Raw genomic sequence first — 18376 nt, forward strand, 5'->3', positions numbered from 1 at the left:
AATTTATCTAGTTACAGAGAGGACTCCGATCATGTCGATTACCGCCCCAGTGGTTCGCTACCAGCACGTTGATGCCGATGGCGTGCGCATCTTCTACCGCGAAGCCGGTGACCCGTCCGCCCCCGTGCTGTTGCTGCTGCACGGCTTCCCCAGCTCGTCCCACATGTACCGCGACCTGATCCCGCTGCTCGCCACACGCTACCGGGTCATCGCGCCGGACCTTCCAGGCTTCGGCTTCACCGAAGTCCCCGCCGAACGCAATTACCGGTACAGCTTCGACAACCTGGCGATCACCGTCGGCCACTTCGTCGACGCCCTGCAACTGAGCCGTTATGCCCTCTACGTGTTTGACTACGGCGCACCGGTGGGCCTGCGCCTGGCGGTGGCGCACCCGGAACGGGTCAGCGCGCTGGTGTCGCAGAACGGCAACGCCTATCTGGAAGGTCTGGGTGATGCCTGGGCACCGATTCGCAACTATTGGGCCGAACCAAGCCAGGCCAATCGCGAGGTGATCCGCAATGCGGTGATCAGCCTGGAAGGCACGCGCTATCAGTACCTGCATGGCGTTTCGCAGCCGGAGCTGGTTGCGCCGGAGTCCTACATGCTTGACGTGCTGTTGATGCAGCGCCCCGGCAATGACGAGATCCAGCTGGACCTGTTCCTCGACTACCGTAACAACCTGACGCTGTACCCGGCGTTCCAGGCGTTTTTCAAGGCCACGCAAGTGCCGGCGCTGGTGATCTGGGGCCAGAACGATCCGTTCTTCATCCCGCCGGGCGCCCATGCCTATAAACGCGACAACGCGAACGCAGTGGTGGAATTGCTCGACACCGGCCACTTCGCCCTGGAAACCCACGCCGCACATATTGCCCAGCGGATTCATGAGGTATTGGGCCACGCCATCGATTGATGGTCGCCCACGAAACACTGGATTCGTCCAGTGAATAATACAGACTGGCCTGGTGCTACTTGGCCCTGCTAAAACGACGGAACAGCATTCCATCGTTGGAGAAGCGCCCCATGAGCACCTGGCCAGACACCCGAATTCTTGACCTGCTGGGCATTGAGCTACCCATTATTCAGGCGCCCATGGCCAATGCCACGAGCACCGCCATGGTGATCGCCGCCAACGCGGCCGGCGCCCTCGGTTCGATGCCGGCCGCCGCGCTGAGCATCGAGCAACTGCGTGAAGCGCTGGCCACTATCCGCCAAGCCAGCACACGGCCACTGAACGTCAATTTCTTCTGCCACCAGCCTCCGCCGCCGGATGCAGGACGCGACCTTCAGTGGAAGAACCTGCTGGAACCCTATTACCGCGAACTGGGCGCCGACTTTGACGCCCCGACGCCTGTGTCCAACCGTGCCCCCTTCAACAACGCCGCCTGTGAAGTGGTGGAGGAATTGCGCCCGGAAGTGGTGAGTTTTCACTTTGGCCTGCCGGAAAAATCCCTGCTGGAGCGGGTCAAGGCCACCGGGGCGAAAGTACTCTCGTCGGCGACCACCGTGGAAGAAGCCATCTGGCTGGAACAGCACGGCTGCGACGCAATCATCGCCATGGGCTACGAAGCCGGCGGCCATCGCGGGATATTCCTCGGCGACGACCTGAATAGCCAGATTGGCACCATGGCCCTGGTGCCACAGATCGTCGACGCCGTGAGCGTGCCGGTGATTGCGGCAGGTGGTATCGGGGATGCACGGGGCATTGTCGCCGCCTTTGCCCTCGGCGCGTCGGCGGTACAGATCGGTACGGCCTACCTGTTCACCCCCGAGGCCACCGTCTCGAAATCACACCACCACGCCTTGCGCACGGCACAAGCCAGTGAAACCGCGCTGACCAACCTGTTCACCGGGCGCCCGGCGCGGGGCATCATCAACCGGGTGATGCGCGAACTCGGCGCGATCAACCCGACCGCCCCGGCGTTTCCGCTGTCCGGCGGTGCGTTGATGCCACTCAAGGCCAAGGATGAAGCCGGCTTCAGTAACCTGTGGTCGGGCCAGGCACTGCGCCTCGGCAAAGACATCTCCACCTATGACCTGACGCTGGAACTGGCCGCGCAGACCCTGGAAAAACTCGGCCGGCGCTGAACCTGAACTCCCGGGGCAACTTTGCACTGTACCGGCAGTGGCCAACCGCTATATATTCCCATACATAGCGGTAGACCCCCTCTGCCTATAACAAGCCGCAAACCCCAAGGAGCTTCTTGATGATGATTCGAGCCTCACGCCTGGCCCCCACGGCCCTTGCCACCCTGATCGCCGCGTTTACCTTCGCCTCGGCGAATGCCGATGAAGTACAGGTGGCCGTGGCTGCCAACTTCACCGCCCCGATCCAGGCAATTGCCGCCGACTTTGAAAAAGACACCGGCCACAAACTGGTCGCTGCCTATGGCGCCACCGGCCAGTTCTACACCCAGATCAAGAACGGCGCGCCGTTTGAAGTGTTCCTCAGCGCCGACGACACCACCCCGCAGAAACTCGAGGCCGAAGGCGACACCGTCAAGGGCTCGCGCTTCACCTACGCGGTCGGCACCCTGGCGCTGTGGTCGGCCAAGGAAGGCTACGTGGATGCCAAGGGCGAAGTGCTGAAGAAAAATCAATTCCAGCACCTGTCCATCGCCAACCCGAAAGCCGCGCCTTATGGCCTGGCCGCCACCCAGGTGCTGGCGAAGGAAGGCCTGACCGAGAAGGTCAAGGACAAGCTCGTTGAAGGCCAGAACATCACCCAGGCCTATCAGTTCGTGTCCACCGGCAACGCCGAGCTGGGTTTTGTCGCGCTGTCGCAGATCTACAAGGACGGCAAGGTCACCAGCGGTTCGGCCTGGATCGTGCCGTCGTCGATGCATGACCCGATCAAACAAGACGCCGTGATCCTTAACAAAGGCAAGGACAGTGCCGCCGCCAAGGCCCTGGTTGAATACCTGAAAGGTCCGAAAGCCGCCGCAGTGATCAAATCCTACGGTTACGAGCTGTAAATGCCGCTGTCGAGTGCCGATTTTTCCGCGATCTGGTTGACCCTGAAACTGGCGTCGCTGACCACGGTCATCCTGCTGATCATCGGCACTCCGATCGCCCTGTGGCTATCGCGCACCCGTTCGTGGTGGCGCGGCCCCATTGGCGCAGTGGTCGCCTTGCCGTTGGTGTTACCGCCTACGGTGATCGGCTTCTACCTGCTGCTGACGATGGGCCCGAACGGCTATTTCGGCCAGTTCACCCAATGGCTGGGCCTGGGCACCCTGACCTTCAGCTTCGCCGGGCTGGTGATCGGCTCGGTGATCTATTCCATGCCGTTTGTGGTGCAGCCGTTGCAAAACGCCTTCTCCGCCATCGGCACTCGCCCACTGGAAGTGGCCGCGACGTTGCGGGCCAATCCCTGGGACACCTTCTTCACGGTGATCCTGCCCCTGGCACGCCCGGGGTTTATCACCGCGTCGATTCTCGGCTTTGCCCACACCGTCGGTGAGTTCGGCGTGGTGCTGATGATCGGCGGCAATATTCCAAACAAGACCCGGGTGGTCTCGGTGCAGATCTACGACCACGTCGAAGCCATGGAATACGCCCAGGCTCACTGGCTGGCCGGGTCCATGGTGGTGTTTTCATTCCTAGTGTTGCTGGCGCTCTACTCCAGCCGTAAAACCAAAGCGGGCTGGAGCTGATGTCGATGATCGAGGTGCGCCTGCAACTGAAGTACTCCGGGTTTGCCCTGGACGTCGACCTGCAATTGCCCGGTCGCGGGGTGACGGCGCTGTATGGCCACTCCGGCTCCGGCAAGACCACCTGCCTGCGTTGCATCGCAGGGCTGGAACGGGCCGAAGAAGGCTTCGTGCAGATCAACGACGAGGTCTGGCAAGACAGCCGCAAAGGCCTGTTCGTGCCACCCCACAGGCGCGCCCTGGGCTATGTGTTTCAAGAAGCCAGCCTGTTCCCGCACTTGTCGGTGCTGGCCAACCTGGAGTTCGGTCTCAAGCGCATCCCGCGCGCGCAACGGCGGGTCGACATGGCCCACGCGACGGAGTTGCTGGGCATCGGCCACTTGCTGGACCGCCACCCGCAGCACCTCTCCGGCGGCGAACGCCAGCGCATCGGCATTGCCCGCGCGCTGCTTACCAGCCCGAGCCTGCTGCTGATGGACGAGCCCCTGGCGGCACTGGACAGCAAACGCAAAAGCGAAATCCTGCCGTACCTCGAACGCCTGCACGATGAGCTTGAGATTCCGGTGCTGTACGTCAGCCATGCCCAGGACGAAGTGGCGCGCCTGGCCGATCACATCGTGTTGCTCAGCGACGGCAAGGCCCTGGCCAGCGGCCCCATCGGCGAAACCCTGGCCCGGCTGGACCTGCCCATGGCCCTGGGCGACGACGCCGGCGTGGTGATCAACGGCACCGTCAGCGCCTACGACGAACACTACCAGTTGCTCACCCTGCAACTGCCTGCCAGCCAATTGCAGATGCGCGTGGCCCATGCGCCGCTGGCGCTGGGCAAGTCGTTGCGCTTCAAGATCCAGGCCCGGGACGTCAGCCTGAGCCTGCAGGCGGAGGAGCACAGCAGCATCCTCAATCGCCTGCCGGTGACGGTGACACAGGAGATCCCGGCGGATAACGCCGCCCATGTGCTGGTAAGCCTCGATGCGGCCGGCACACCGTTGCTGGCGCGCATCACCCGGTACTCACGGGATCAGTTGCAACTGCATCCGGGCCAGACGTTGTGGGCGCAGATCAAGGCGGTGGCGGTGCTGGCCTGAGTTGCACTATGCGTGGTTCGTAGCGGCTTAGCCCTCCCCAGTCTCCGACAGCGCACAGGCCTGTGCTTGTGGCATCAGACGTATATCCACCCGACGGTTGGCTGCTCGTCCAGATGCCGTGTCATTGCTGGCGATCGGCTGTTTGCCTGCCGCGCCCTGGACGGCAAAGCAATTATCCGGAAGATCACCCATACGCTGCATCCAGTCGCGTACCGCCGAGGCACGGGCGTAGGAGAGTTGGAGGTTCTGCTCGGCGTCGCCGGTTGTGTCGGTGTGCCCGACGATCACGATCAGCCAGCCGGGCTGGGCCTTGATGTTGACCAGTGCATTGATCAGCACCTTGGTCGAGCCGGGTTTGAGCTCGATGCTGCCGGCATCGAACAGCGACAGGCTGTCCAGGTGCACAGTGCCGGGCACCGCTGGTTGCGGCTGGACGCGTTGATCAACCCACCACCAGCAACCACCACCCAGCGCCATCAATGTGATCAGCGCAAACAGCCACAGAACGATACGGCGCTTTCGGGAGACCGCAGGCGGCAACTCCGGCATTGGTAGGGCGGGCAGGATAACCACCGGCAGGACAAAGGCCGGTTCCGGGGCGCTCGTCAACATCAGGTCCGCTCCACCTGCATTTTGGCTGCGCTCCAAACGCCGCATCAAACTGCCAACCTGATGACGCACCGCCTGCAGGCTGACCAGAGGCGCCTGCCCCTGACGATCCAACTGCGCGGCCAACCGATCCAGTTCACCGCCCAGGCGCTCAAGGACGGGCACTGCCTGACAGCTACTTTCCACGCGGCGCAGCAACGGCTGCCATTGGCCAAACAGCCAGGCGAGAATACCCAAACGCACCGAAGTCTTAGGGGGCCACACCGTAGTCCATTCGCTGCATAACGCCTCAATCAGCGTCACTCCCTGGGCCATGCCCTCCAGGCCGTAGCGTTGGCTGCGCGCCAACGCAAAAGCAGCGGCGGTCTGCAGCTCCGCGCCGTTGTTCTGAAACAACGTCAGACAAAACTGTTCAACCTTTGCCCAGTCGACGTCCGGACATGCCGGATGGCTCAGCTTGGCCAACTCGTCCCGCAAAGCAGTGAACTCACCAAAGCCGCGAGGATCACCACCGACTCGAATACGCATTTCAAATAACGCTGTCATCCAGCTTCCCTTCCGTTACAGGTTTACGGCTTCGACAAGTAGTCCTGCTGTCTTAAATGACGTACCAATACTTTGCCCTCGGGCGCCAGGGTTGTGCCGAAGGTCGCCCGCTCGCCGTTTTTCAGTTGTACATCGAGGGCATATTCCAAATGGCCGGGCCGGATCTGTGGCAACAGTTCGATGTTGACGGCTTCCAGACGCGGTTCGTACTTGAGCAACGTATTCATCAGCGTTCCCATCAGCCCATGCGCCGAGGCAGGCAGCCCTTGCAGCGTCTGCGCCATATCCGGCAGGCCATAATCCGGCAGGTGACTGAGGGATCCCGCCCGGCTGTTGAGAATGCGCCGCAGGTTATCCAGCACCGATAACGTGTGTTGGTCCTCTTCCCGGACGCGGTACATGTCGAGTTCGCCGTCGAAATTCTGCAAAAGCATTTCGTAAAGCGAGGGGTTCAGTTCGCTCACGGCTTACTCCGGTGCCAATGGTTTCAGGGCCAGTCGATTGTCGCCGAGCTCAATCACCCTGGCTCGGTCCGGGTCCAGATCGTCGCGGGTCAGCGTCAGGCGCCACGTGTTCATCCGCGTGTCGGGCGTGCGGAACAACGCCACGACCGTGACGAATTGAGCGTCTGTATCCAGCGGCACATCCAGCTGTGCGCCCTCCCCGGGTTTGATCACCAGCGCTTGCTGATCCAGCAGGTCGGCACGCAGCAGATTGTCAGCGTCGCTCAATACGCTGTGGTAGGCGGCTTTTTCCATGGTTTTGTTGTCGCGCAGTTGGTACACGCGCACTGCTGTTGGCACCGTTAGCCCGGTCATGTCCGTCCTGTCAGCGTTCGTCGCTGCTCGGCCGGTAAAGTCCAGGTGCAGGGTTTTCACTTGCTTAAAGAAGATGGCCTTGGCCGCAGACGTGGTGGCATCACTCACTGTCTGAGTCAGCCCGCACCCGGTGAGCAGTGCGCCAAGCAGCGTCACCTTCAATAGATTAAAAATGATATGCGACATGCTGTGCCTCTCGGAATCGGGGGTTGCTGTGCAGGCCTTGGTATCGGCCCAGATTGATGGTGATGGTTTCGTGTTCGCCGACCTGCCAGGCCTCACTGCCCAGCCCCAGGACGCCGGTCATGCCCAGCAGCACCGGCGTGCCACCCAACACGGGACTGGGGAGGCTATTTATAGGCAGAGACAGCTGCAATTTCGCGGTGCAACGCCAGCCCAGATATACCCTCAACAACACCAGCAAGTCGTTGTGCAACAGGCCGCCCGGCAACCAGCTACGCGCTTCGTTCAGGTCCTCAGTGAACAGCGCGAGGTGCAACTGGCTGTTGGCATCAACGCCGACGCTGCCCAATGGCGTCCCTTGGGACAAACTCACCGGATGACGCTTCGACAGACTGGCCGGCTGAACCAAAGCTACTTTTTGTGGCCAGTGCGGTGTTACCCGCGCCTCGGTATCAGGTGCCAACAGCTTGACCAATGCGCTGATACCCTCGGCATTGCGGGTAGGCAGGCGCATCACGCTGAGCAGCGCAAGAAAGCGCGAGACCGGCGTAGCAATCTGCTTGGCCGTACCGGGAATCCCCAGGCCGATCAACCCCAGCAGGCACTGTGACGTTGCGTCACTACCACCTGCCTCGAACGTCGCCGGGTAGGAATACTTGCGCCAGATGCGATAGAACTGGGTGAAGATCCGGTGGTTGAAAATATCCAGGAACGCCTCCAACGCTTCGTGACCTTCGCGACGCTGGGCGATGTCGTCCTGAAAGGTCGTTGGCATCGGCGAGTCAACGCCGTAAAGCCCGAGCAGGCGCGTGCGTACCGTCGCAGGACGTTCAGGCAGGTCCCCACAGGTTTCGATGGCCTTTAGTTCCCCCGCAGGAAATCCCATGCCAGGGTCAGGCCGAAAGCGCACCGGATCATCCGCCGGATGCGCGGAGCTCCCCAGGGGCGGGTGATTGGGCAACGCCTGTTCCAGCAACTGGCAGAACCGGTAGAGGTTCGCCTCGGCGACCCGCCCGTCCAGCGCCTCCAGTAACCCGGAAGCTTTCAGCCGGGAATACGCTGACTGTGGTTCTCGTTCCATCGCAGGCACTTTCCAGTAGGTTGCAGGATCAGCGTGAGCTGGTTGAACAAATGAATATCGGCGTACAGGCCAAAGAAGCGATGGAGCATCTCGCCGAACAGGCTGATATCGCCCTCCCCTGAAAAACCATGGGCGTCGAGGGTAATTTCGATATCCACTCCCCGCAGCAGAAAGCCCTTCTCGAAGCGCTGAACCAGATGGTGGCGAACCTCGACGATCGCTTGCAGCCGACGACGGTTCAGTTCACTGCCGGTCCAGTCGTACAACGCCAGGGTGCCGCGCAGTACCTCGGCGCTGTCGAGCATCGGCAGGAAGTTGGAACCCAGATGACTGAGTACGCGCCAATGAAAACGGTCACGGCTGGGCGGGTAGCACGGCAAACTGGGGGCGCACAGGTTACGTACCCGCAAGCCGGTCTGAGTGGACTGCATGACGGTGTCGAGCAAGGTGCTTTGCAGGGCCTTGCGGGGTAGCAGTCCGTTGGTGCCGGTCAAGCGTAACGACAGGCTTTCGCTGTTGCTTAGCAGATCCTTGTCGAAGCCGTCACCGCCCAGGATCAACCAGGTGTCATGCAAGCCCTTGGCCGAACGTTTTAAACGGGTATGGAAATACCACTCCGGGGCGTCGTCGCGCAGCATGCCGCCCTTGTGGCGAAAGCTGCTGAAGGGCACATAGTCGTGGCGTACGTTGCTCTTTGACGAGGTCACCTGGTCGACCGAATAAATTTCGGTGTGACCGTCCTGCAACCGCATGGGCCGCAGCAGGTAGTCCGTTTGCAACGGCTCCAGCGTCAAGGGGTCGCAGTCCAGCGCGAACAGGTTGATCACCGGCACCGCATGCAGGCGAATGTGTTCGCTGCTCACACTGAATTCACGCGGCCACGCCTCACGCAACACCACGTCCAGTTCGAACCAGGGTGTGCCGGCATTAAGGCGGAGTTGTTCCAGACCACAGAGGGTCACGAACATGAACTTCTCGCGAAACGTGAAGTACTCCAACAGCAACTGATAACCACTGAACGCGCTATCGCCCTTGGGCCACAGGCGATCCTCGTCGGCGAAACCCTTGGGCGCGAAATGGCCGTCAAGGGCTTCGCGTTCGTCTTGCCCAGGCAGACGCACGTACAGCGCCTGGGTGTTCAGCGTCAGCGCCTGGTGCAAGGCGCTGGCCAGCGGTGCATCGGCGCTCAGGTACAGCGGCAGACGGCTCAGGTCGAGCTGGTTCCAGTCCGTCAACGCGCCGCAGGCAAAGCGCAGACGCAGCAGCGAGCGTCCGTCTGGCTCATAAGCCAACCGCACCGACTCAAGGGCCAGCGGCTGCAAGGTCAGGTCCTGAGTGGTGGTGTAACGACAACGAGTAGCTTGCGGGCCGATGGGTTGGGATAACACCTCAAACCCCTTGCCAACGGACTCGCTGCATTTCATCTGCGCCAGCTCCGGCACCAGCTCTATCACCGACAGCGACGGAATGGTGCGCAAATAATGCGGCCACAACAGGCTCACCAGCCCCTCGGTCAGCTCCGGCAAGTCATCGTCAAGCTTCTCCCGCAGACGCCCCATCAAGAAGGCAAACCCTTCGAACAGCCGTTCCACATATGGGTCTTGCGCGCCCGGTTTATCCAGATTGAGCTGGGCCGCTCGATCCGGGAAGGCTTCGGCGAACTCCTTGCCGGCCTCGCGCAGGTAACGCATTTCGGCGTCGTAGTAGCGCAGTGTCAAATTGTCCATGCTCACAGAAAGACTCCAGATGAAAGAGGGTTAGCCGCAGAGCACAGCCGCGCTTACCGGGTCAATTGCGACCAGCGCTGCCAGCAGCGCCTCGGTGCGCCGGGTCAGGGAGGGTTTGTCGGCATCGGTGCGTTGCGCCTTCAGACGCAACAGCTTGAGCAGGCGAGCCTTGACCTCGAAATTCAGCTCCGGCTCCCACACATCCAACGCGTGGTGCTGCGCGGTGGCGTCCAGTTCGGCCAACAGGTGCATGGCCAGGTCACTTTTGCCGTATTGCTCTGCGACACGCGCCATCAACAGCCGCAGCAGCCAGCGCTGGCGGCCGGTCTGCATGTCGGGCCGGGCCGCCAGCCACGCGAGTGCGACTTCTACGCCGGCGCTGTCGGCCTGAGCCAGGGCCTCGCTCTCCAGCGACAAGATGTCTGTGTCAGCGGTGGTTGGCACCGCCTTCGGTGCGGGCAGCCATTGCTGCGCGCGATTGCCAGTGACGTGCTGGGAGATCCAGTCACGGGTGATCTCGTCCGCGAACGGCGCACCGTCGCTCCAGTGCAGCAGTTCCAGGCCCGGCAGGCGGTCGAGAAACATGCCCAGGTCACGCTTGACGATGTCCGCCCAACTGTCTTGTGGCGCGGGCTGTTTGCTCAGCGCCTGGTAGAGGTACCACTGCAAATCCAGCCAGAAATGGTTCACGCCTTCGGCGTATATCCGCTCGACCTGGTCGAGCAGTTCAGTCCAGCTCTGTTGCAGGTAGAGGCGCTTGAGCTGTGCCCGATAGTCGCCACGGGGTGACGCCAGCCGAGTGTGGCCGCTGGCTTCCTCAGGTGGCGCCTGGTGCACTGTGTCCCAACGCAAACTCTTCATCAGCCGATGCGCCGCCAGCCAACCCTGGGGCTGCTCGCGCAAATAACCTGCCAGCGCCCTGCCGCTGTCCAATAGATCGCGTCCTGACTTGATGGCCGTGGCGCTCGGCGATGTGTGCGCGTTGGACTCATGGCTGGCGCTGTGCTGCGGCACCAGCGCATCCACTCCGCCGGACTGAGTCAACCGGGTGGACAGCGCGCCGTACAATGCACCCAAAGCGGGGCGCTGATCCTGCGGCCAGGCTGCAAGCCCGCGTTCAAGCCAAGCCAACGCCGCCACCGTGCGCTCGGCTTCGCTGCGCACTACTTCGGGGTACAGCGACAGACTGTCCAGCACCTTTCCGCTGGCCAGCCATTCCAGGGCCATCTTGCGGCTATTGGCGCGTACCGGCAGTACATCAGCGGCGAAACGCTCTACTAACGCGGCAAGCAACGTCAGGCCGTCAGCCAGCCCAGCCTCCCCATCCTTCTGCAAGCGCGCCCACAGGTAATAGGTGGCCACCCGCAGGTCTTTGCACGTGTGGATCAGCAGCTTTTCTGCCAACTGGGCCACCCGTTCTGCATCCGCGCCGGACAGTTGGTTGACCTCCTCGCGCATGCGTTGGAAGTCATCGTCATAGCCAGGGTCTTCGCCTGCCGACGAATGGCTGCTGATGGGTTGGAGCCAGGGTTGCCAGCGTTCCGCCTGGCTGCGAGCCAGGACCAAAGGATCGCGCTCGCCAAGGCAGTGGGAGATCAAAGCGTGCAGGCTCATTCAAAGCCTCCGTTCTGTGCATAGGGCTCTGCAACGGCGCCCTCGTTGAGAAATATCTGCGGCGGCAATGCGAAGTTACGCAGCTTGAGCAACGCCAATGGCCCTGCCCCCAGTTCGGTGCGCAGGTTCCAGGTCAGGTTCAGGCCGTCAGGCGCTTTCAGGACCATGCGGTAACGGCTGTCACCGTCGTCCAGGGTGGTGATTCGGGCTTTCTCCAACAGGCGGATCAAGCCCCAGGTGCCCTGATAATCACCGAACAAGCGCTCGCCGGTGTGGATGCTGGTCCAGCTCAGGCTCGCCCCTGGGTAGTCGCTGCGACCAGGCCAATTGAAACGCTGCCAGCTTTCTTTCTGGTTGAAGTAGTGGTGCCGTTCGCCGTTGAGGATGAAGGTGGTTTGCACGATGTCCCGGGCGGCCTTGCCCTGGAGTTCGAAGCTCAACCCCATGCCGCCGTCGGTGTAGATCACGTCGGCCAGGTGGCTGAGCTGATTGATCGCCGCCAGGAACTGCGGATTGATGCGTAACCCCTGACTATGGCGCGGGTCGGCGACCCAGCGGCTGCCTTCCTTGCGCAGCACGCCGCTCAGTTGGCTGCGCAAAAACTGCTCGATGCGTCCGGAGTCGGCGCGGATCATCTGCCCCAGCATCGGCAGGGAAGCATCGCTGGCGGTTTCTGCAAACGGGTAGCGCCCGGCGAAGGCACTCTGCCAATCACGCACGATCGCACGCTGCCACTGGCTGTTAAGCCCCGCGGCCGAGGGTTGCAATACTCGCTGCCAGGCTTCGTCCAGCGGCTGCACAAACAGGGTGTGACCGATCCCATTCCATTCGGCTCCCAGGCTCGCCGCGACCAGGCTGCCGTAGGACTGGGTTTGCGTCAGGTCCACGCTTTTGCCCTGAAACACGGTTTGCGCCAGCGCCTGGGTCATTTCCTGCGGATCGGGAGCGTTGCTCACTTGCTGCAGTTTCAGGCGCAGCCGGGTGACGCGGGTCAGGAACGCTTGCAGGCTCAACCGATCATTGTCGGCCTGGCCCTGCGGGTCTTTGCCGAGCAGGGTCAATAATGGACCGAAGGTGGCGTCCAGCGGACTGCGCGGTGCTTGTGCCTGTTGGTCAATCATTGGCACTTTGTCTTGCGTGATCAGCTTTTGTGCGGAGCGCACCAGCGAGTCGGCCAAGGCCTGGCTGCGCGTGCCAGCCTGCCCTTGATAGGCCAGGGTATTCATCAACGCGATCAAGGGCGATTGGCGCACGTCGGTCATCAGCGTCAGTTGGTCGATCACATCACTCAGACTGCTGGCCTGGTTCCAGCGCAGGCTGTTGAGAAAGTCCAGCCAGGCACTGGCGTAATCCTGAAAGTAACGCTCGACGAGGCGTTCCCTGAGCACATCCGGGGTCAGCTCAGTGGCGATTTCGGTCTGGTTGTCGCTGAGCACCCAGTCGATTTCTTCACGGCGTGCTTCGGCGATAGTGTCGATGGCCTGGCGTACCTGCCCTTCCCAGGCCTGGCGGGTGAACACGCCCGGCACACTGGCCACGGTATGGAACAGCGCCGTGGCATCGGTTTCGCCGGTCATGGTTTGCAGGTGCAGCTCAGGGTATTGATTGGCGGCCGCATCGAGGACCTGCTGGTACAGATGGGTTTCGGCGTTGCGCTGGCCCAGTTGGCTGAGCAGGACCCGTCGGGCCTGAGCCACCAGCTTCGGGTCGGCCTGGATCGCCCAGGCCGGATGCGCCGACAGGTGTTCGCCATAGAACCGCCACAGATTAGGCGCCAGGCCCTGCCACAGGCCCGACGACACACCCTCGCGCAGCGGCTCGGCATTTCCAAGCGCTTGGGCCAGGAAGGTGGCGTCGGCTTTTGCCGGGCGCGCCATCATCAGGTACGCCTTCAATTGCTCGTAGGCCTCCTGGGCACGTTCAGCCCGTTGTTCGCTGTCCGGGGGCAGGCTGATCAACGCGCTGAGCTGGCGGTGCAAATGGGCGGCCGCCGGGTCGCGAATCAAGCGATTATTGGCTTCGACGTAACGCGGCCACAACACCGCGAGCAGGTCTTGATTCTGGTTCAGACCAAAGCGCTGATACCAAGGCGTGCCGTGTTTGGCGCGGTAGTCGAGGCGCCCCAGTTCGCGCACCAGATCGTTGAGCGCACTGAGTTGCTCGTCGGGGCTTCCCGACTGCTGCAATGCCGCCAATGATGTTTGTACCTGGGCGATTTGTACGCGGTTGCTGGCGAAGGAAAGCAGCAAGCCGGCGCCCCACACCAGCGCCAGACCCAACGCCAACGCATACCCGACTCGCGGCGCGCTCCAGCCCAGCCGGCGGCCGCTGGCGTTATCGCTGGTTACCCCATTCCACACCGGGGCAACTGACCAGTCATGTTCTCTATCATGCGGCGTGCGCTGTATCGGCAGGCTGAACCACAGGCCACGCAGGGGCACCTCATGGGCAAACGTATCGCCGAAAGGCGCCAGCGCGTGACGCCAGCGGGCGATGCCCTCTCCCTGTAAATCCCGGGACAGGCGCAGCAGGAAGTCATGCTTCATCACGGTGCTGATCTGCGCCAGGCCCTCGCGACGCAAAGGCTCCAGCAGGCGCGACAGAGAAGTTTCCAAAGCTGCCGCCGTAAAACGCTCAGGCAACAGGCAGCCCACTGGCCGCGCCTTGCGGGTGTCTTGAGGCCACTCACTTTCGCAGACCTGCCAGAGGTATAACGGCAGCTGCCACTTCAGGCCACTGGCGAGGCGCTGCACCTCGCGTACGCCTGCGCTCATTGCAGGGTCGTCGGCGGTTTGGGTTTTATTCAGTGCCCAGACCACACCGTCCAGTGCGCGCCAGCGGCTCAGGCCGCTCCATTGGTCTGGGAATGATTGATTCAGTTTGGCCTGCGCGCTGCCGCCCCATAGCAGGACGGTGCCTTGACCTTCCAGCCACTTCTGATCGGCCAGGGTTGGGGCGATGGCTGCGATTTCGGCGGGTTCGCCAATGACCAGGAGCAGGCGGACTTTTCGGCGCCAGAAGAGGCCGTATTGGCCGCGCAAATGGGTTCTAACCGAACTCACTACAGTTTTAGCGTCAGGGGATTCAGGACGGCCAGCCTGCGTAGGCTGGGGCATATCATCAGCCTCAAGCGACCGATAAGCCTTACGCCCCAACTGATAACCCAGCAAATGGTAGCCAGTGACGCACATCAGCAGAACCAATGTCGTAGCGCCGATCACCCACAACCCGGCAGCCTGGCGATCACTGCCGGGTCGAAACCCAAACAACTCGGGGTGCTGCCAGACCAATCCCCACAGGACCGTACCCACCAGCAACAAAACAACGACGAGAACCGTCAACCAAACAACACGTCGAAACTGCATTCTAAGTTCCTACTTCGAGAGCGATGGCACAGGCGTCAAGACCGTGCTCCAGAGCCCTGCATCAACGCAGCCGCCCCCGCTGACAATGAATTGCGGCCCAGCGCCGCTCTGAATGGACTGCGCTGCAGCTGCGATCGCCAGCCACGGTGACGCTTTACCTGGGTGCCCGAGCAAGGTATCCAGGTTGTAAAACCCTTGGTTGTGCTTCGCCGGAAGCGACACTGCGGTCAAGGTGTTGGTCAGTACCTCATTGCGCTGCGCATGAATCCCCACCTGCCATGTCTGCTCGATTGCTTGCGCCTCAAGCGGCACCCAATTCAACGCCTGGCGCGCGGCATAGAGCAAAGCGTCTGCCGTCAGTTCGCTCTCCTGCTCCGGGCGATGCAGATACGCCAACGATGGCAAAGCGGCTTGCGTCAGGCGGTTGCCAAATAGCAGCCCGACGGCAACTTCCGTCGTCCCTTCAAGCTCTTGCGGAGCAAACTGAAACGCCACGACCATGAATGAAGCCTGATCACCAATGCGCTGATCGAGCCACTGGTCCAGCGCGGCCAACCCGCTCCCACCAACGGACACCGTAGATTGACGGATGCCGGAATCGCTCCACACCTGCTGCCATATCTGCTGCCACACGTCCTCCGGCAAAGAGCTATCAACCTCCAACAATAAGGCCAACGGCATATCGTCGGGCGCCTGCTTCAGGATTGGGGTCAGATCGGAGAGTAGCTGCGTCAATACCCTTCGTAACGCCTGCTCGGAGCTTTCATCCGCATCACACGTCATGCGGCTGTGGCGTGAAACAGTTTGGTCCGCTCTGGACGGTTGAGCCTTCAGCGCCTTAAATTCGCCGAGAAAGGTACTTAGTAGTGTCGGCGCATCAGGCTCTTGCGGAGACGTTTGAAGACTGACACCCAACACCTGCTGCACACGCCGACCTCGCCGAACTTTTTGGCTAAAATCCTCTTCACGCGCCTGGTCCCACCCATCAGCAACTTGGTGTTGACCGAAATACAGCAAAACACGCCCGAAGCTCAGTAAGCACCAACCCAAGAGCGGCGTGCCCAAGGCCAGCCCCCAGAAATTCACGGGCTGTTCGCGTAACGATTGAGTGCCGAATAAAAATGCCCCAAACACGCCCGCAAGCAAAAGCAACAGCGGCAGCACACCTAGCCAAAGCCAGCCCCTCGGCCGCGCTGGCCGTGGAGATAGAGCCGGGACTTGATCCAATCTGACCGGCATGACTAACTCGCGCTCACTTGAGGCAACGACGAAATCAAGGTGCAACCACAAGCACAACGATGTCCGTGAAACGCAATAGGAATACCGTGGTCGTGAAACGTGGGATGCCCCTCGGCAATCTCCGTTCGGCCATGGCCCGGGATTGGGCAATCCACTGGGTCACCCTTGCGAGCGGCACCAATGCCTCTGAAAATCATAACGGTGGAGCCTGATCGAACAGTGCCGCCGCTGGTTGTTTTGTCGCCGATACGAATGATATTTTTCATAACTTGCTCCTAGTTCGTAACAGGCGGAAATGCAAAATTATTACCCCTAACAACTTCGCCCTCCACGCCCCGTGTTGCTTCGTTGCTCAAGCGCTTTTTTCCAAATGAGTTATCAGTACAATTCGGTCGTTTTTCGCATTACACATGGCATCCAAAAAACTTAACTCTGCCCTTAAACCACACAAGCCGATAACTTTGACACCACATGCTCTCATGACACACTACGAAACCACCTTCCTCAACCGTGCTTATTTATAATAAATACGCTCAAATACTCTTAACGGAATTAACCTTTCCTTTCCGGCTCGCCCCATCGAATCAACGTATTTTTTATAATAACCCTTCGATTTATTTTTGTCGGACCCCCATATTACGTCTGCGATATTCAACATAAGCACCACTCTATCAGGAGAAACTCTTTCAACCCTCTTTAAGATTTCATAAGCCCTAGCGTTTTCGCCGGCCTCCCCCAAAGCATAGCCAAAATCATTGTAGACCGTGGCGGTGGACTTACTGACTGGAAAGTCTTGAAACAGCTGTCGAATACGCTCGAAACTTAGATAAGATTTTATTGCATCCACATCTCCATCACTCAAACGACTTATAACAATTTTATGCGCTAGGACAAGCGAATCAACCATATTGCCGGACTCAACCTCCAATATTTTCTCGCTAGCAACGTTGCGCGCTGCTGAGTACCAAGCGTAGCTATGGCCCCCGCCCTCTTGACGCCCTTCGTAACCAGACAAAATCCTGGAAAGTTTATCTTCTTTTATCAAAAAATCCTGCCCCCTTCGAACATAAACAAATGTCTCATACAGCGTTCCATTAAGCCCGATTCCGGAATGTTGAACAGACCAACCACAAGTAAATAAAAAATAGCTATCTTTTCCTTTTACCGTGTAGGAATCAATTAATTCAGAGTCTCCTCCCTCGGGCTCACATACATCAGGAATACTGTGCCGGCTCCCGCTTTCACCTGCCAGATAACCTTTTATAGTTCTTCCGTGCCCACCATCTACTGACAAGAACTCGGCTATATCTAGACCATAAAAGCTTGGATTTAACGAATAAATCCTATCTTCCGCACAAACGGGGATCGAGAGCCAAAACAATGCAAACAAAAATACTTTACCCTTCATAAACTCGACTCTACCTCAATCATGCTGCGCAACTCATTAAAAAGAGAAACACGCTCCCTCAAACCGATAGCACCACCATTCACCCTTCTCGAAACGTCTGCAACATGCTCGACGATGTTTTCTTCTGTTCTTATAGAGTATGAACGCGCAATCCAATCGTTCATACGATTCATACTCCACCACACAAAGGCCGACTCCACCCCATACTTTAAATCGGTAATTATCAAGTCCGGACTTTCCAAAAAATCTCTAGGATCAGAGGAATCCTTTTGATTATGTATTCGAGAGTATTCTCGGTAATTGCTTTTCCCAGTCAACTGTATAATTCCTCGCCCTCGATATTTATACCCTTCTCGGCTCGCCTCATCTCCATTACCATTCCTATTAGCATAAACATAGCTCCCTAAACTAACTGGATTATTTGCATATGTGTTTGGCTCACTCCAGAGCTTAGGGCGAAGTCTTGGGAAAGAAATGCACTCGTCTTTCGAATCATCGTAACCGGCTTCGTTATTTCTACAGCCAAAAATCTTCCTCATTCGAACTGGTGTGTAATTTAGATTTTCCTCCCTTACCTTAAACCCGCTTTCGTGCCCAACCTGAGCTAATAAATGAGAAATACGGAGGGGAGTATTGACCTCATATAGCGCGGCATACTTATTCAGATATGGCAGTATTGCATCGCAATAAGAGTCAGCAATACTAGGCTTCGCTTTTTTCAACATGGCAAGCGTTATCAACTGACGTTCAGGGTTCCCGATAAAACGTGTAAACAACCCCACCGGATGCAAGTGATAAACCTGCCCATGCGCCGGCAACCCAACCCCCGGCGCCACTTCATTCCACCAACTGATCTGCTTGATCCGCTCTTTCTCCGCCAACCAGTTCAAAAGTGGCGTCGAACCACTATGGCCGAGCAATTCGTCCAGTGCGTCCCACTTGTGGGGTTCGTGGCGCCACTCGCTTTCGTAATGAATGATCAGTTGCGACAGCGACTGCACGTGCGCTGGAAACTTCATCGCATCGTTCAACTCTTCAGCGGTTATTT

At 59.7% G+C, this 18376-nt stretch carries 16 protein-coding genes; 5 read left to right on the forward strand and 11 right to left on the reverse strand.

Features of this window, described 5'->3' with window-relative positions; all coding sequences use genetic code 11:
* Positions 1-31 precede the first annotated feature (31 nt).
* The 5 genes from M2400_RS25345 to modC all read left to right on the forward strand — a co-directional run bounded on the left by M2400_RS25345 (position 32) and on the right by modC (position 4738).
* Positions 32-910 carry an alpha/beta fold hydrolase gene (locus M2400_RS25345; RefSeq protein WP_259198844.1) on the forward strand — a complete coding sequence of 293 codons (879 nt, stop codon included), beginning with the start codon at positions 32-34 and terminating at the stop codon, positions 908-910.
* Positions 911-1020: 110 nt separating this feature from the next.
* A complete protein-coding gene (locus tag M2400_RS25350; protein ID WP_259198843.1) occupies positions 1021-2085 on the forward strand; it encodes a nitronate monooxygenase family protein in 1065 nt (354 codons plus the stop codon).
* Positions 2086-2204: 119 nt separating this feature from the next.
* The gene (gene modA / locus M2400_RS25355; protein ID WP_259198842.1) at positions 2205-2972 is read left to right on the forward strand and encodes a molybdate ABC transporter substrate-binding protein; all 768 of its coding nucleotides are present in this window, start codon (positions 2205-2207) and stop codon (positions 2970-2972) included.
* On the forward strand, positions 2973-3653 hold the full coding sequence (modB, locus tag M2400_RS25360; protein WP_003212595.1) for a molybdate ABC transporter permease subunit: 681 nt from the start codon (positions 2973-2975) through the stop codon (positions 3651-3653).
* Positions 3653-4738 carry a molybdenum ABC transporter ATP-binding protein gene (gene modC / locus M2400_RS25365; protein ID WP_259198841.1) on the forward strand — a complete coding sequence of 362 codons (1086 nt, stop codon included), beginning with the start codon at positions 3653-3655 and terminating at the stop codon, positions 4736-4738. The genes modB and modC overlap by 1 nt, the downstream gene beginning before the upstream one ends.
* Positions 4739-4765: 27 nt before the next feature.
* Here the strand turns inward: modC and M2400_RS25370 are convergent, their stop codons facing one another.
* The 11 genes from M2400_RS25370 to M2400_RS25420 form a co-directional block, all read right to left on the reverse strand.
* Entirely contained in the window at positions 4766-5893 is a 1128-nt protein-coding gene (locus tag M2400_RS25370) for an OmpA family protein (protein ID WP_259198840.1), read from the reverse strand.
* Between the two features lie 23 nt (positions 5894-5916).
* Positions 5917-6357, reverse strand: coding sequence for a type VI secretion system baseplate subunit TssE (tssE, locus tag M2400_RS25375; RefSeq protein ID WP_259198839.1), 441 nt, complete (start codon positions 6355-6357; stop codon positions 5917-5919).
* A gap of 3 nt (positions 6358-6360) precedes the next feature.
* Entirely contained in the window at positions 6361-6897 is a 537-nt protein-coding gene (gene tssJ, locus M2400_RS25380) for a type VI secretion system lipoprotein TssJ (RefSeq protein WP_177121370.1), read from the reverse strand.
* Positions 6878-7975, reverse strand: coding sequence for a type VI secretion system baseplate subunit TssG (gene tssG / locus M2400_RS25385; RefSeq protein WP_177079782.1), 1098 nt, complete (start codon positions 7973-7975; stop codon positions 6878-6880). Before tssG ends, tssJ begins: the two co-directional genes overlap by 20 nt.
* Complete coding sequence (tssF, locus tag M2400_RS25390; RefSeq protein ID WP_259198838.1) at positions 7939-9708, reverse strand: type VI secretion system baseplate subunit TssF; 1770 nt, start codon at positions 9706-9708, stop codon at positions 7939-7941. Before tssF ends, tssG begins: the two co-directional genes overlap by 37 nt.
* Positions 9709-9732: 24 nt before the next feature.
* Entirely contained in the window at positions 9733-11316 is a 1584-nt protein-coding gene (gene tssA, locus M2400_RS25395) for a type VI secretion system protein TssA (RefSeq protein WP_259198837.1), read from the reverse strand.
* A complete protein-coding gene (locus M2400_RS25400; protein WP_259198836.1) occupies positions 11313-14681 on the reverse strand; it encodes an ImcF-related family protein in 3369 nt (1122 codons plus the stop codon). Before M2400_RS25400 ends, tssA begins: the two co-directional genes overlap by 4 nt.
* Before the next feature lie 9 nt (positions 14682-14690).
* Entirely contained in the window at positions 14691-15845 is a 1155-nt protein-coding gene (locus M2400_RS25405; protein WP_259198835.1) for a hypothetical protein, read from the reverse strand.
* A 77-nt stretch (positions 15846-15922) separates the two neighbouring features.
* Positions 15923-16186, reverse strand: a complete 264-nt coding sequence (locus tag M2400_RS25410; protein ID WP_177115481.1) for a PAAR domain-containing protein — start codon at positions 16184-16186, stop codon at positions 15923-15925.
* A 248-nt stretch (positions 16187-16434) separates the two neighbouring features.
* Complete coding sequence (locus M2400_RS25415; protein WP_177115482.1) at positions 16435-17328, reverse strand: tetratricopeptide repeat protein; 894 nt, start codon at positions 17326-17328, stop codon at positions 16435-16437.
* A partial coding sequence (locus M2400_RS25420) for a glycoside hydrolase family 19 protein (protein WP_405046207.1) occupies positions 17325-18376 on the reverse strand: 1052 nt, incomplete at its 5' end. The genes M2400_RS25415 and M2400_RS25420, both read right to left, overlap by 4 nt.

This window comes from Pseudomonas sp. BIGb0558, assembly GCF_024807515.1.
Classification (GTDB): Bacteria; Pseudomonadota; Gammaproteobacteria; order Pseudomonadales; family Pseudomonadaceae; genus Aquipseudomonas; species Aquipseudomonas yamanorum_A.